Raw genomic sequence first — 15,351 nt, 5'->3', positions numbered from 1 at the left:
TGAGCGAGATGGCTCACATCTCAACTCATCACCCAAGGGGCCTGGTTGGTTACCTATCCTTGCGCAGCCGGACCTGCCTCATGCGCTCGTGGAGACGGTCCCGATACTGATCGTCCTCCGTGAGGGTGGCCGTAGGGGCAAGCTCCGCCCGTCCCGGCGTGCTCCGGTCGCACTCGTGTACCTGCGCCAGCACCTCACCCTCACTCAGATCACCGCGGGTTCCGGGTCAGCGTCGGCGCCGCACACGCCCACGTCCGCTCCGGCACCGCCCTGCTGCACCGCCGGGCCCCGGGCCTGCCCCGAGCTCTGCATGAGGTGAAAGACCCGGGCGGAGTATGTGCTGGCTGACGGCACCCTCGCCGGGTGTGACCGGGTCGCTGGCGGCTGCGAGGGTGCTCCGGGAAGCACCACTGTCACGGTGTGAATCTGCAGCTCATCAGCGAGCCCGAGGTCAGCTGACTTTTCGTCTCCGGAGCCCTGCCCGGCCAGACGCACGACCGCAGCCCGACGCCACCGAATCATCCGCACCTGCGTACGACTCGGCATCCCGGTCCTGGCCGACAAGGGCTGCCTCGGCGCCCGCGGCACTTTCGCCGTCCCCACCGACGACGCCCCCGCCAAGAACTCACCGTGAAGCAAAAGCCGGTGAATGGATCCCACGCCGGCTCCGCCACCCCGTCGAACGCGGCGTCGCCCGCCTGAAGATCTGGTATATGCCCCAAGGGGCACGGTGCTCAGCATCAGCCGCGCCATCCAGGCCGTCTACACCATACTAATCGCGGTTATTCAGGGCCCACTTCTAGGGTTGATGGAATCGGGATTTCTGCCCGCAGTTCAAATCCCCCGTCTTCCGTCTGGCCAGCATGCAGGGTACCGCCGAGCATCCGGGCCCTTTCGGAGAGTCCAATGATGCCCTTCCCTCCGCCTGCGACAGCAGCATAATCCCGTCGGCGGCCAGCAGAATTTTGCACGGACAGTTTAACTGTTTCGCCATCTCGGTCCATGCAAATCCGCACAGTAGACCCCGCGGCATGTTTCAGAGAATTTGTAAGACTTTCCTGAAGAATGCGGTAGAGGGCGGCACGGACTGCGACCGAGAGGTTGTCATAGAAACTCCAGTCACATTGGATCACCACGGCAAGACTTGCCCCACGGGCGAGCTCGACCAGCTGGTTCAGGTCTCCTGCAGTCCTGGCAGCCACCTCCTCCTCGTTCTCGCTACGCAGAAGTTCAATGATCTTGCGCAGGCCAACCTGAGTTGAAATAATTGACTCGTTCATCAGCTGCGCAATCTTTCGGACCTCAGTCGGAAGTGAATCCGACTGCTCCAGAGCACCCGAGTAGAGAGAAACGATCGCCAGTCGATGTCCGAGTTCGTCGTGCATTTCGCGTGCCACGGCCGTACGCTCGTGAGCGCGGACCGCCCGGATGCGCTCTTCCTGCTCACGGGAAATCAGCTGGTTCATCCACCGCAGCTCCCGCATGATCTCCGCCCAGGCGCCGAGCACAAAGCCGGCCGTCACTGGAACTCCCATGCGGAATACCCAGTCCAGTGGACCGCAGGAGCCGGTGAAGAAAGCTGCTTGGCTGGAGCCGCAGACCGTGACCACATGTCGGTAACTGCCAACCGTAACGGCTAGCAGTACCAGCACCGTCTGGGCAGCGATGGCGGGTGCGCGCCATTTGGTGCGAAGTAGCGCACCGAGCCCGTATGACGCGGCGATGACAGGCAAAAGAAAATCGGTGGCAACGTACGTGACACCGCTGAATATTGCGTAGGCAAACACGCCCCAGCCCCGCATGACAAAAAAAGCAAGCGCTGTCGCAATATTCATCAGCACCGCCCAGGCATCACTGCCCACAAAAGTGGCATGGGGTCGGACCATCCCCACATCCACAGCATGAGCCGCCATAACGGCCACGATCACCAAGTCACCATACGACCCGGGGAGTCGGCCGACTCTGCGACTGAGCAGTTGCACCATCTGCGCGCGGCGCGTTCGCGCACGCGACATCTAAGACCACCTCACTCCGTGCCCGGCCTCGGCCCAGCCGCTTGGGGGCTACCAGCCTTCACGGCCACCGAGAAGAGTATGGCCGCACTCGCGTCTCATCCTCGAAAAGAAGACACCCGATCGTCAAGTACTCGCAGAAGTCGGTCAGCCAGGTGACGGGATCGGGAGCGCAAGAGGCAGGAACGCGCTCTCTCAGCCGAGCGACGGAGTCATACCACGCCGTCGTCTCCCTGTCGGTCACTGTCTTGAGGCCGTTGAGATGCTGGTGAAACGCGCGAGGCTTTCGGGCAGATACTGTGGGCACTCGATTCTCGACTCATCAGCACGAGCTGCGTCCCTTGTCCTGCGCTCGATCTGCCACATGCGGCGGTACCGGGTGTGGCATCTTGATCATCTTCGCTTGAGGCCCCAAGGAACCAACAAGCCCGGAGTCACGTAGGCCAGAGAGTCAGGAGGGAAAGAACTGTCGGAGAGGCCCAAGAAGCGGCCCCTCAGGCAGCGCGCCGAATCCGTACAGGAAGTCTTGAAGGCTAGCGCCAGTCCGGCAAACGTGTGAACAGAATTTCGTCCAGAATCCCGTAATTCTCTGCGCCTGCTGGTGGCGTAAATATTTCTAGTGCATCGACAGCTTCTACACCACGCGAGCCTCCAGGGACACCTCGGCTGGCTGAACCCTGAGCTGGTGATCAGATGCCAGGATTCACAGCAGACGGTGCCATGGGCCAGAGTGACGGTGTGATCCATGCCTTGATGACACGGATCGGGTTCCCTCCGCCGAGGTGGACCAGATACGAGCTGTCATCCAGCCGCGTGAGAGTAGTTGGGCATCGACCAGCACTGGAGCGGACCAGGAACTGCACACCCGTGCTCCGCGCATCCCGCAGGAGCCCCCAGACATCGAAGCCCGCACCGGCCAGTACGTGCATCCGAGCACCAGGGCGGTCCAGCAGCCAACGGGCGAGGTGAGTCCGCCTTCGGCCTCCGACCTGAATGGCAGCCACAGCACGCCTGTACGGTACCGGTCTCGACCAAGCGGACCGACCGCATCAGCAGATACCCGAACCCCCGCACCTCGCCCCCGTGCTTGGGGAACCGTGAGGCGACCGGATCGCGGTCATACAGCTGCAGGCCGGTGCCGTCGAACGCGACCATGCGCAGCCCTGCCGGTACACACCAGGTATTTCGCGCCAGGCCGCCTACCCTGGACAGGACATCGAACAAGACCTTCAGCGGCCGCACACCGAGCCGGCGACGAGCCCGGGAGGACGGAGAGGAGTGCGGATGCACCACCGGCAGCCCGGCAGGCCCACGCCTGGCTTGCCCCATACCATCCGATCGGGGCACGAGTCGAACGCGACCAGGCGAATACGAAGTACACCACCGCCCATGCTGGCAGAAGCCGTATCCGCTGCTGCACCGTCCCGGTCTCCGCAAGCACCGCATAGCCAACGGGACTCGATCACCTGCGTCAACTCGCCAAGATGCCCCCCGGGACTCCTTGCTTGATCATTTTTCACTACCGAAAGCTGGTCTACAGGAGTCCCCTTGTACGTATCAGAGCACACCGGCCCAGGCCCCATAGACGAAAGCCCCTGGCTACACGCCCTCCCCGGGTAACGCAGCGACGGTGACGGTCACCCGCATGGCCGATCATAAGGTCGAACAATTCAGCGCTACCTCTCACGGTTCGTCAAGGTTCAGGTGTAGGACCAGGAATGGAAGACAGCTGCCTGGCCGTGATGGGTGCCGTCGTTGGCTACGAGGTTCCACACGGTGGCGTCTTCGATCCATAAGATCTGGCCGCTCTTGGCGACTCGCCGGCCTCGGTAGCCGGTGGAATAGCCATGCTCGGCGACTGACCGCAGCAGCATGTCCCGGTCCTCCTGCGCGTCTGATGGAGCGGACAACCGGGAGAGCAGACCGATGAACTCCCCCCAGTCGTACCCAAAGCACTCCTGAGCTGTTTGGTTCGCATACACGAACCGCGGATCGGCGGATGAGTCTGCTGCCAGCAAAACAAACGGTGCCTGGGCGTACAGCCACGTCGCCGCCGTTGCATTGGACGCCCATGGGCGAGGAGCCAGCGGCTTGCCGACGAGCCGCTGGTGGCTGTCCAGCATCAGAGCGGCAAAGGACGGATCTTGACGCGCCGAGGGGATCTGTCCGGCTTTGCTGCTGCTAGGCATCTGCTTCGACCCAGCTCATGAGCTTGCGCAGCTTCTTGCCGGTGGTCTCCAGCAGGTGGTCCTGGTCGGCCTTCTTGTACTCGTTGTACTTGGGCAGGCCGGCCTCGTACTCCTTCATCCAGTTGGCGGCGAAGGTGCCGTCCTGGATCTCGCCGAGGACCTTCTTCATCTCGGCCTTGGTGGCGTCGGTGACGATGCGCGGGCCGGTGACGTAGTCGCCCCACTCGGCCGTCTCGGAGACGGACCAGCGCATCTTCTCCAGGCCGCCCTCGTACATCAGGTCCACGATGAGCTTGAGCTCGTGCAGGCACTCGAAGTAGGCGATCTCCGGCTGGTAGCCGGCCTCGACGAGGGTCTCGAACCCGGCCTTGACGAGCGCCGAGGCGCCGCCGCACAGCACGGCCTGCTCGCCGAAGAGGTCGGTCTCGGTCTCCTCGGTGAAGGTGGTCTTGATGACGCCGGCCCGGGTGCCGCCGATGGCCTTGGCGTAGGACAGGGCGAGCTTGAAGGCGTTGCCCGAGGCGTCCTGCTCGACGGCCGCGATGCACGGCACGCCGCGGCCCTCCTCGTACTGACGGCGCACCAGGTGGCCCGGGCCCTTGGGGGCGACCATGCAGACGTCGACACCGGCCGGGGGCTTGATGAAGCCGAAGCGGATGTTGAAGCCATGGCCGAAGAACAGAGCGTCGCCGTCCTTCAGGTGGTCCTTGACGGAGTCCTCGTAGACCTTGGCCTGGATCGGGTCCGGGACCAGGATCATGATGACGTCGGCCTCGGCGGCGGCCTCGGCGGGGGTGACCACGCGCAGGCCCTGCTCCTCGGCCTTCACCTTGGACTTCGAGCCCTCGTGCAGGCCCACGCGGACGTCGACGCCCGAGTCGCGCAGCGACAGCGCGTGGGCGTGCCCCTGGCTGCCGTAACCGAGGACCGCGACCTTGCGGCCCTGGATGATAGACAGATCGGCGTCGTTGTCGTAGAAGAGCTCGGCCACTTCGGCAACTCCTTATCGCGTTGGTACCGCACCCCGGCATGAGGGGGCTTGTCGGGAAAGCTTCCGGATCCCGCCCACAAGGGGATCCTCGAGTTTGCAAGATGCACCGCAACAGGGTCCAAAGTCCCCGTTTGGCATGCTTCCTTTGTTGAGTAGCGGCTAGTGGGGGCCTTGAATCAAGCCTCTCGTATTGCAAGGTGGGAAAGTAAGCCAGCACCCGACTCTGCAGCGTTCATGGCTCTCCCCTGGGGTGATGGGAGATCTCATGGGCAGTCGGCTTCTTTCTCCCCCGTCCGGCTCGGTTGGGCTGGGGCCATACGGTGCACGTCGAGGTTGATCACCGTGGACATGCACGGCGCGATGTACTCGTCGGCTCCGACTCTCGGGGCCGATGCTCGTGCCGCTCGGCGACATGTGCATCGGCACACCGAGCGAAGTCCCCAGGAGCGTATCTGCGACGGCTAGTTGAGGTCACATAAGTGGCCCAAGACACCACATCTTCGGCGCCTTGTTGTTCCTCGTGCACATAGCCGCTACCTCGATCACCGAGCCCCGGCCTTGCATGTGTAGGTTCCGCCGGACTGCAACTCATGGACCAGCTCGCCCTACTGGCACTACGGCGACCAGATTGCTGAAGTGCCAGTACCGCCGTGCCGGGTCCCGGAGGCTACCCGTCTGTGTTCGCCAAGGAGGACCTCAGCGACCCCTGGCGTAAGCGCCCCTGCAGCTGTCGTGCCCATTTTCTCCTGCGCCAGTTGCGCATGTTGATACCCCGCCCTCGCGTGTCTGGTCGGACTACGTGCTACGAAAAGTCAGAGCACCGGGCCCAGCGGCAATTGTTGCCGCGCTATGCCCATTGGCAGGCTGTACATTTGAATATGCTGTCGATAGGTCGGGGTCCTGCAGCAGCTACACGAGGTGCTTCTGGCCGGCTCGACTCGGCACTCAGGCTGAACTGGTTTCGTACAGTCGTCGACTCCAGCCAGATCCGGGCGCTGGAGGGCCCACAGACCCGTCGCCGGTCGACCGGGGCCGAGCTGTCTGCAAATCACCACCTGGTCACCGACGGGCACGGCGCGCTGCTTGCAGTCCTCTTCGCCGGGGCCCGTCTCGGGCGACATCACCCGGCCGATTTCCCTGCTGGGCGCCGTCCCACTGGCGAGAGGACGCGCATCCCCGCCAGGCGGACTCGGTCTTCGCCGGCCGTGGCCATGACCATCACGCGTACCGTGACCGCCTGCGCAAACGACAGGCCGTTTTCACCATCGCCCGATGCATCACGCCACCACAGCACCGAACCGGGTACCTACAGGCAGACAGCTGAACGCGCCTTTGCCTGGCTCCACGGATTCAAACGTCTCCGCATCCGCTGGGAAGGACGAGCCGACCTCGACGAGGCTTTCCTCCGCCTCGCACGCTGTCAAATCATCGGTGCTTACAGCACGCGACTTTCGTTAGCGAGTGTTTCGTCGAGGAGCCCGGAATCCCGGACCAGCAGTGCAGCCTGGGTCCGGTTGTCCACTCCCAGTTTTTCCAGGGCTCGGGAGACATAGCTTTTGACGGTGTTCTCACTCATCGAAAGCTCCCTGGCGATCCGGGCATTGGGGTATCCGCGCCCCACCAAGAGGATGATGTCGCGGTGTCGGCCGCTGAGCAGGTCGATTCGGGATCGGGCCTGCGCAACATGTCTGGGGTTTCGGAGGTTGTTTTCGTCGATCAACCGTTTCATGACCTCGGGGGTGGTGGCTGTGCCTCCCACGGCGACCATCCGAATCGCGCCGATAATCTGGGCCGGGGTGGCAGCCTTGTGCATGAACCCGTGTGCTCCTGTGGCAAATGCCTGCCATGCGGTGTTGTCGGGGCTGGCACTGGTCATGATGAGCACCCTGGGAGCTTCTGGGAGCTTCACTATCTGAAGGGTGGCTTCCAGGCCGTTCCGTGGAGCCATGTTGACATCCATGAGGACGACGTCCGGGACCGTCTGTCGGACGACGGAGAGGGCTTCGGCTCCATCTCCGGCTTGCCCCACTACCTCAATGTCGTCTGCCAGGCTGAGCAGTGCGCTGAAGCCCGCACGGACGAACACTTCATCATCGACGATCACTATGCGGATCATTCGGGAATCTCCCATGCCACCCGAACAGAGGTGACTTTGCTGTGGCGGTGGATCCCTGCAGAGGCCAAGCAGTCGGCGTATGGCGCGGGACTTGCACCCAGGTGGACAGGTCTTGAGCGCTTTTGGGTGTTCATTGTTCTGTCCGGTCCTCAAAGGCCTGGAAGTCGGGGGTGGACGGGCCGGCGTATGCGGGCAGCCGCGCTAGGTGCTCCCGGCCCCGACGATGCTGCAGTTCCATGGTGCGTTGTTGCGCTGTTGTCGGCGTCCCGCGGCAGCTCCGAGCTGCCGTTGTCGCTGCGAGCCCTTCCCGACCCCGCCGGAAAGGGGCGAAGCAGTCAACATTGCGGCGGGGGCTGGGTGGGAGTGCAGCATAGAAGCGTCGCAGCCCACTGCGGGAGACACTGCCCACAGCACCTGGTCGCTCATCTTCCCGTCAGGGAGAGCGCCGGATGGCGCAGTCAACGGTCTCGCGTATTCGGCGGACAATGCGATCGGCGGCGCGCTGATCACCGAACGGGCTGGGGAGGTCGGCCAGATGCTGAAGAAGGGCAGGCCCCTGGTCGAGAATGTAGTGAGCGGTCTTGCCGATCAGGTCGCTGGAAGGATGGACGAGATGGCCGAAGCAGGTTAGGGATTCGGGACGTTCCGTGGATGTGCGAACCACGATCAATGGGCGTTTGAGAATCGTCGCCTCCTCCTGGAGGCTGCCGGAGTCGGAGATGAGCAGCGCCGCATGTCGGGCCAGGGCCAAGAAGGGGCCGGGGTGCAGAGCCAGCAGCACGGTCAGAGGCGAGAGCAGGGTCTCCAGGCGGTACCGACGGACGGCAATGCGGGTGCGCGGGTGCAGCGGCAACACCACCGGCAGCCGCTCAGCCAGCGCTCCCAGCTCTGCCAGAACGGCTGCGAGCAGGTCGGGGCAGTCCGTGTTCTCGGCCCGGTGCACCGTGGCCAGCACGTACCCGTCCGGCGTCAGGCTGTGCTGGGCCAGTACCTGTTGGCGCTTCTCAGCGGGGGGCAGCAGGTCCCCGACCGCCTCCACGATGGTGCTGCCGGTCCGCGCGATCTGCCCCTGCACCCTTTCTCGGTGCAGGTTGGCCGCATTGTCCCGGGTCGCCGCGCACAGTACTCCCGCCATGTGGTCGACCAGGATCCGGTTGGTTTCCTCCGGCATGGCGGGGTCGAAACTGCGCAGCCCGGCCCCTACATGCACCAGCGGTATCCCCCGGCTTTTAGCTGCCAGTGCCCCGGCCAAGGTGGAATTGGCCTCTCCTTGCACGACCACCGCACGCACCGGTGAGGAGGCCAGCCAGGCGTCTAGCTGCGTCAAGGCGGTCCCTACCTGCGCCCCCCGTGGTAGGCCGCCGGCAGCAAGACGCAACCGTGGTTCTGCCAGCCCTGCTTCCCGGGAGACATCATCCGGCATTGCTGCATCGATGTGCTGTCCAGTGTGCACCAGTGTTGCCGCCGCGCCCAGGCGCCGCGCCACCGGAGCCAGCCTGATCATCTCAGGGCGGGTCCCCAGCACTACTCCAACGCTCCCCGGCGGCAGCCTCAGGTCTCGCGTCACGTTCTTGCCCACTACACATTCGATCCTTCCCGCGAGCATGAAAGCACTGCCTCCCGGCCTGAATCCATCGGCTTCACCGGCCCTCACATCCGGCTGACGGACTGAAAGAGGTTGTAGCAGGTCGCCAACAAGCGCCAGAGCGGCTGCTATCAGCCGGAAACGGCACTTGCAAACTTTGCAGCTACATCTTCCACCTCACCTCATCCCACCCGGTATCCCCCGTTGCTAACGTTCACACCCTGAACTCCAATGTGTAAATATTGATCTACAAAGGTGCACCTGAGGGGGCTACCGATCGCGGCCCCGTCAACATCCCGGCAGGGGTGGATCATTGCCGAATCGGCGACGCCTTTGTTGTGACACACAATTGCAGAATCCTTTGCCACGCTTGTTACTGCGCCGTCCAGTGGCTCGCTTGAGGCAGGCACATCAACCGCCTCTATCGCTCCGAGGCATCGGAGCTGATGCGTTGACTTCGCGTGAGTCAACCGGTAAAGATCTTCTCGGGTATGCCAATTCAATTACCCTGTCTCACATTCGAGATGCTGGTGGTGGTGTCCACTTGGTCAACTGCCAGCCAATGGCCGGGAGTTCGGGCACAGCTGTGACCGGTCACGTAATTCAGCTCCGGCGACGATTTGTAATGCACCCTGGCTGAGCAGAGCATCTACCGGGTGTGCGCTTCAGAGGATTTGGGGTGGTTACTGTCGCATTTACAACGGCTAACAACGGCTAACACAATGAGCTGAGTTGCCGGTGGGTGATGAGGCAGCAGGCGAGTTTGAGGAAGGCTTCGTGGATGTCGGCCCTGCGTTCCCAGCGGATCCGGAGACGTCGGAAGCCGTGCAGCCATGCAAAGCTGCGTTCGATCACCCACCGGTAGGTGCCCAGACCGGTGCCGTGTCGCGTACCGCGGCGGGCGATGGCCGGCACGATGCCGCGAGCGCGGACCTGGTCGCGGTAGATGTCATGGTCGTATCCGCGGTCGGCGAAGAGCGAGTCGGGCTTGCGGCGGGGGCGCCCCACCCGGCCGCGGACCGGCGGGACCGCATCGAGCAGGGGCAGCAGCTGGGTGACGTCGTTGCGGTTGCCGCCAGTGAGCAGGACCGCGAGTGGGGTGCCGTGCCCGTCGGTGATCAGGTGGTGCTTCGAGCCGGCCCGGCCCCGGTCGACCGGCGAGGGGCCCGTGTGGCTCCCCCTTTTAGGGCTCTGACGTGGGAGGAGTCGACCACGCAACGGGACCAGTCCAGCCGTGAAGCCGCGTTGAGGTCCGCCAGCAGGACCTCGTGCAGCCGCTGCCAGACGCCGGCCTCGTTCCAGTCCCGCAAGCGTCGCCAGCAGGTCATGCCCGAGCCGAAGCCCAGTTCCTTGGGCAGGTACTCCCACTGGATGCCGGTGTGCAGCACGTACAGGATCCCGCACAGCACGTCCCGGTCCGGCAGCAGCTTGCGGCCCGGATACCGAAAGCGGCGCTCGCGCTGCGGCAGTAGCGGCTCCAGGCGGTCCCACAGCTCATCCGACACGATCCAAGGCGATGTCCCCACACCGGACCGAACGCTCAACTCCCACCCCGGACACGGCCATCAGCACCGATCCGCCTCATTGTGTTAGCTGTTGTTAGAAGCCGTTGTCCTATCGATCACGGGGACGGTTCTGATCGAACGGGATCTCTGGCCGGGTGGTCTTGGCGGGGTGGGGGCATGAAAGCAGGACCTCCGGTGCAGCACGAGGGTTGCGAAGCCAGCTCGAGTGCAGGGAGGCCCTGTTGTCCCAGTCTTGCGTGCCGGTCCCGGTCCCGTCCAACTTGCCTGTCCCGGTGTGCGATTGTCTCGCGCACCGGTTCGGGAATGCGGCCGACTGCCCCGGCCGGGTGCGGCGGTATCCCTCCGACATGACGGACGCGGAGTGGCAGGTGGTGCGGGAGGCGATGCCGGTCCCGGCCTGGCTGGAGGGCCGGGGCGGCCGGCCGGAGGGCTACTGCCACCGGCAGATGCTCGATGCCGTCCGCTATGTGACCGACAACGGGATCAAGTGGCGTGCGATGCCTGTCGACTTCCCTGCGTGGGACCGTGTGTATGCCTTCTTCCGCAGGTGGCGTGAGAGAGGGCTGGTCAAGGAGTTGCACGACCGGCTGCGCGGACGTCTGCGGCTGGCCGAGGGCCGCGGGGCGGAGCCGACTGCGGCCATCATCGACTCACAGTCGGTCAAGGCCGCGGCCTCGGTGCCCGCCGCCACGCGCGGCTATGACGGCGGGAAGAAGATCAACGGCAGGCGCCGGCACGTCATCACGGACTGTCTCGGCCTGCTGCTGGTGGTGCTGGTGACCGCGGGCAACGTCACCGACCGCCAGGCCGCCCGGGTGCTGCTGCCCCGGCTGCGGGAGCGGTTCAGGAAGATCACCCTGGTGTGGGCGGACGGCGGCTACCGCGGACGGCTCGTCACCTGGACGCGGGAGAAACTCCAGCTCACGCTTGAGATCGTCAAGCGCAGTGACGACATGACCGGGTTCGTGGTGCTGCCGAGACGGTGGGTGGTGGAGCGCACACTAGGGTGGTTGATGCGAACGCGTCGTCTGGTGCGGGACTTCGAGACGCTGCCCGCGTCCAGCGAGGCGTTCATCTGCTTCTCGCTGGCCATGCTCATGAGCCGCCGCCTCGCCCGGAGGGCTCCGCATCCGCAGCCCGATCGGTCCCGGTGGGCTGCCGCGGCGTGAACCGTCCGGTCGGCAACGCCTCCAGCCAGCCCCGCTCGGCCAGGCGCTTCGCCTTCGAGCGCACGCCCTCGACCTTCGCCGGCACCGCCTCGAGCCCCAGCCGGGCCGCCAGTTCCCTCGCCAACACCCCCTCGCCGCCGCCCCCTTCGTCCTCCACCAGCTCGATGATCCGGCGGTAGTCCGCCGCAAGCGCCTCCACGGGCATCCCCGGGTGCCACCTGGGCACGACCGATCCCGTGACCGGGGTTGTCTTCGCTTGCGGGGACACCCCGGCCACGGCCTGCCGCGGACCCTCGCCCGGCGCGTCCGCCGCCCCGGGCACAGGCGCCAGGGCCTCGGCGACCTCCACTCGTGCGATCACCCGGCGTTCCAGCACTGCCTCCGCCTCGGCGAGTTCAGCAAGAACACGCTCGGCCTCCGCTCGAAGCTCCTCCGCCCGCACCCGGGCAGCCGTCTCCCGCTCCTCCAGCAGCCCCATCACCGACGCCACCGCTCACCTCCGCATCGCCGAGAACGAACTGATCGTCCGAACCCTCCCGCAACAACGCGGAGACCATGCCTGACCAGCAGAAACTCAGCGATCACATCCGGAAAGACAACAGCTTCTTAGCCAGTGTGGCGCTCAAACTCGGCTGGTGTGAGGTAGCCGAGCGAGGAGTGGCGGCGACGCCGGTTGTAGTACGACAGCCAACGGAACAGCTCAAGCCGCGTCTGTGCCTCCGAGGTCCGGCGGCATCCGTGCAGCAGCTCGCACTTGAGTCCCTGGAAGAACAACTCGGCGAGGGCATTGTCATAGCTTGAAGCCGACGCGGCCCACGCTGCGGCGGATGCCATGCCGACGGCATACTTCGGCGAAGGCAGCTGCGCTGTACTGGATGCCCCTGTCCGTGTGGAAGACGACACCGTTCACCTGGCCGCCGCGGGCGGCCCCGGCCATATCGATCGCGTCGGTGGCCAGAGAGATGCGCATGTGGTCGGCGATCGACGAGCCCACCACCTTCCTCACCCAGATGTCGATCACCGTGGCGAGGTCATACCAGGTCCGGCCCGGCCGGCGCGGTCCTGTCTGCGATCGTTGTTCGTTTCTTCTTGCGCAGGTGCCGGCCAGCGATGTGGTTGACCTGCATCAGCCGCGTGACGCGCTTGCGGTTGATCCTCCGTCCCTCGCGCGTATCTCTGTATGGATGCGGGGCGCCATAGGTGCCCTGGTGCTCGGCGTGGATGACACGGATCTCGCTCACGGTCCGTTTCTCCTCAGTAAGGATCTTCAGCGTTGCTGCTCCAGGGTGAGGACGGCCTGGACCATTGACGTGAGCCGGTTCGGGCTGCACCGGGCCTTGCGGAAGAGGCGCCAGCACTTGAGGCGGGCGAAGGCCCGCTCGACGGGCATCCGCAGCCGGGCGTGTGCCCGGTTGACGGCTTCCTGTTTGACGGTCAGGTCGCGTCCGCAGTGCCGTTTGAAGGGTGTGCAGAAGGTTCCTCCGGCTCCTTCGTAGGCTTTGTCGGCCAGCACCGGGATCTTCAAGCGTTCACAGATGGTGACAATCTTGTGGGTGCGGGCGGCGGTGATGTCCACGGTCCGGCCGGACAACGCGGGCGAGAACCAGAGCAGTTCGCCGGCGGGTCCTGTGACGGCCTGGATGTTCACCCCGTGCCGCCTGGCCTTGCCCGAGTAGTCCGCTTCCCGGTCGCCGACGCGGTCGCACTCGGCGATCGTGCCGTCCACGAGCACATACTCGGGCCGGGCCTTGCGCAGTGCGCGGGTGAGGGACGGGGCCCGTGCGGCGAGGAGTGCGGTCACGCTGTGTACGTAGGCGTGGGCGGTGCCCTCGCTGATCCGGAAGCCCGCGGCGAGCTTGGCGAGAGTGATGTGCTCGCGCAGGTACACCAAGGCCACGAGCGCGCGTTGCGAAGGCGGGAGCTTGCAGCGGCGGTCACCTTCACGGGTGACGATCAGCATCGTGACCCACTCCACGAGGGCATGCGGCAGGTCCAGTGCGCAAGGATAGGTAACCAACAGGGCTCCCTGGCCAGGTGGTTGAGACGTCAGACATCTCGCCCAACAGCCAGGGAGCCCTGCCCGTTACGGGCCGGCAACCGTCACCCGATCAGAGGCCACGCTGAAGATCCTTAGTCTGGCGCCCGGCACGGCCTGAGTGATGGCCAGGTACTGGTAGCAGCCGACGCGGGAGGGCCCGAGCACGCGGCAGATCCGCTTGACGCCGAAGTCGGCGCGGTTGGCGGATGAAGTCCCAACGGCGGGGGCTCCCCCCGTTATGTTTTCCGCGGTCCTGCAAGAGGGCCGCTGGCCTCCGGGCCCGGCATGGCTGTTCCCCCCTGTCGAACCGATGACCTGGGGGGTGGTGTCACCGGGCCCGAGGGGTGCCGTTGGAGACGCTGATGAGAGGTCCGGCCACTGCCCGGCCGAGCGCAACGCCCGGCCGCTTGCGGGCGGCAGGTCTGCATAACGTGGATGCGCGCGTACGGCGCCAACTCCCTGGCCAGCACCGCACGAACCCCGCTCTGGAGGATGGGTTGCACGACACCGGCGACGTGGGCGTCTTCCTCGGACTGGACGTCGGCAAGACCGCTCACCACGGCCACGGGCTGACCCCGGCCGGCAAGAAGGTCTTCGACAAGCCCCTGCCCAACAGCGAACCCAAACTGCGGGCCGTGTTCGACAAGCTGGCCGCGAAGTTCGGCACCGTGCTCGTCGTGGTGGACCAGCCCGCCTCCATCGGCGCTCTCCCGCTGACCGTCGCCCGCGACGCGGGCTGCAAGGTCGCCTACCTGCCCGGACTGGCCATGCGGCGGATTGCCGACCTCTACCCCGGCGAGGCGAAGACGGACGCGAAGGACGCCGCGGTCATCGCGGACGCCGCCCGCACCATGCCGCACACCCTGCGCTCGCTGGAACTCACCGACGAGATCACCGCCGAACTCGCCGTCCTCGTCGGCTTCGACCAGGACCTCGCCGCAGAAGCCACCCGCACCTCCAACCGCATCCGTGGCCTGCTCACTCAGTTCCACCCGTCCCTGGAGCGCGTCCTGGGCCCCCGCCTCGACCACCAGGCAGTCACCTGGCTGCTCGAACGCTACGGTTCGCCGCAGGCCCTGCGGAAAGCCGGACGCCGCAGGCTCATCGAGGTGATCCGGCCCAAGGCACCACGCATGGCCGAGCGGCTGATCGACGAGGTCTTCGAGGCCCTCGACGAGCAGACCGTCGTGGTCCCGGGCACCGCCACCCTGGACATCGTCGTGCCGTCCCTGGCCCGCTCGCTCGCCGCCGTCCACGAACAACGACGGGCCCTGGAAACCCAGATCGGGGCCCTGCTGGAGGCTCACCCTCTTTCGAAGGTCCTGACCTCGATGCCGGGGGTCGCGGTCAGGACCGCTGCCGTTCTGCTGGTCACCGTCGGCGACGGAACCAGCTTCCCCACCGCCGCCCACCTGGCCTCCTACGCCGGCCTCGCCCCGACAACGAAGTCGTCGGGGACCTCGATCCACGGCGAACACGCACCCCGGGGCGGCAACCGGCAGCTCAAACGCGCGATGTTCCTGTCCGCGTTCGCTGCCCTGCACGATCCCGCCTCCCGCACCCACTACGACAAGTGCCGGGCCAGAGGAAAGACCCACACGCAGGCCCTCCTCTGCCTCGCCCGCCACCGCATCAGCGTGCTCTTCGCCATGCTCCGCGACGGCGTCTTCTACGAACCCCGAACCCCACGCCTCGCTTGACCAAGGACATAGAGGCACCCCCCCG

11 protein-coding genes and 2 pseudogenes are annotated in these 15,351 nt (G+C 65.5%); 3 read left to right on the top strand and 10 right to left on the bottom strand.

Features of this window, described 5'->3' with window-relative positions; translation table 11 throughout:
- The first annotated feature begins 55 nt into the window (after positions 1-55).
- A pseudogene (locus ACMATS_RS37665) lies at positions 56-776 on the top strand (transposase family protein).
- A gap of 6 nt (positions 777-782) precedes the next feature.
- On the opposite strand, the gene ACMATS_RS37660 reads toward ACMATS_RS37665, so the two are convergent.
- The 7 genes from ACMATS_RS37660 to ACMATS_RS37630 all read right to left on the bottom strand — a co-directional run bounded on the left by ACMATS_RS37660 (position 783) and on the right by ACMATS_RS37630 (position 10,419).
- Complete coding sequence (locus ACMATS_RS37660; protein WP_414170870.1) at positions 783-1,928, bottom strand: sensor histidine kinase; 1,146 nt, start codon at positions 1,926-1,928, stop codon at positions 783-785.
- A gap of 1,201 nt (positions 1,929-3,129) precedes the next feature.
- Positions 3,130-3,453, bottom strand: a complete 324-nt coding sequence (locus tag ACMATS_RS37655) for a hypothetical protein (protein ID WP_414170604.1) — start codon at positions 3,451-3,453, stop codon at positions 3,130-3,132.
- A gap of 259 nt (positions 3,454-3,712) precedes the next feature.
- Positions 3,713-4,201, bottom strand: coding sequence for an MEKHLA domain-containing protein (locus ACMATS_RS37650; protein WP_414170603.1), 489 nt, complete (start codon positions 4,199-4,201; stop codon positions 3,713-3,715).
- Positions 4,194-5,192, bottom strand: coding sequence for a ketol-acid reductoisomerase (ilvC, locus tag ACMATS_RS37645; RefSeq protein ID WP_414170602.1), 999 nt, complete (start codon positions 5,190-5,192; stop codon positions 4,194-4,196). The genes ACMATS_RS37650 and ilvC overlap by 8 nt, the downstream gene beginning before the upstream one ends.
- 1,435 nt (positions 5,193-6,627) lie before the next feature.
- A complete protein-coding gene (locus tag ACMATS_RS37640) occupies positions 6,628-7,308 on the bottom strand; it encodes a response regulator transcription factor (RefSeq protein ID WP_414170601.1) in 681 nt (226 codons plus the stop codon).
- Between the two features lie 433 nt (positions 7,309-7,741).
- The gene (locus ACMATS_RS37635) at positions 7,742-8,812 is read right to left on the bottom strand and encodes a UDP-N-acetyl glucosamine 2-epimerase (protein WP_414170869.1); all 1,071 of its coding nucleotides are present in this window, start codon (positions 8,810-8,812) and stop codon (positions 7,742-7,744) included.
- A gap of 795 nt (positions 8,813-9,607) precedes the next feature.
- A protein-coding gene (locus ACMATS_RS37630) for an IS5 family transposase (RefSeq protein ID WP_414170600.1) occupies positions 9,608-10,419 on the bottom strand; the annotation gives its coding sequence in 2 pieces (ribosomal slippage) (positions 9,608-10,093 and positions 10,096-10,419; 810 coding nt in all).
- A 347-nt stretch (positions 10,420-10,766) separates the two neighbouring features.
- Here ACMATS_RS37630 and ACMATS_RS37625 point away from each other — a divergent pair.
- The gene (locus tag ACMATS_RS37625; RefSeq protein ID WP_414166345.1) at positions 10,767-11,588 is read left to right on the top strand and encodes an IS5 family transposase; all 822 of its coding nucleotides are present in this window, start codon (positions 10,767-10,769) and stop codon (positions 11,586-11,588) included.
- Here the strand turns inward: ACMATS_RS37625 and ACMATS_RS37620 are convergent.
- From ACMATS_RS37620 to ACMATS_RS37610, 3 genes and pseudogenes are all read right to left on the bottom strand, one after another.
- Positions 11,515-12,078: a hypothetical protein gene (locus tag ACMATS_RS37620; RefSeq protein ID WP_414166346.1), complete on the bottom strand. Its 564-nt coding sequence runs from the start codon at positions 12,076-12,078 to the stop codon at positions 11,515-11,517. The two genes, ACMATS_RS37625 and ACMATS_RS37620, sit on opposite strands and share 74 nt — an antisense overlap.
- 116 nt (positions 12,079-12,194) lie before the next feature.
- Positions 12,195-12,865, bottom strand: a pseudogene (locus ACMATS_RS37615) (IS3 family transposase); the annotation flags it as partial.
- Positions 12,856-13,605 (bottom strand): transposase family protein, encoded by a 750-nt coding sequence (locus ACMATS_RS37610; protein ID WP_414170576.1) that lies wholly within the window; start codon positions 13,603-13,605, stop codon positions 12,856-12,858. The gene ACMATS_RS37610 and the pseudogene ACMATS_RS37615, both read right to left, overlap by 10 nt.
- A gap of 518 nt (positions 13,606-14,123) precedes the next feature.
- On the opposite strand from ACMATS_RS37610, the gene ACMATS_RS37605 reads away from it, so the two are divergent.
- Positions 14,124-15,326 carry an IS110 family transposase gene (locus ACMATS_RS37605; RefSeq protein WP_414170599.1) on the top strand — a complete coding sequence of 401 codons (1,203 nt, stop codon included), beginning with the start codon at positions 14,124-14,126 and terminating at the stop codon, positions 15,324-15,326.
- Positions 15,327-15,351: the final 25 nt, after the last annotated feature.

Origin of the sequence: Streptoverticillium reticulum, assembly GCF_047456005.1 — a bacterium.
GTDB classification, from domain to species: Bacteria; Actinomycetota; Actinomycetes; order Streptomycetales; family Streptomycetaceae; genus Streptomyces; species Streptomyces reticulum.
This window is presented reverse-complemented; position numbering and strand designations above follow the sequence as displayed.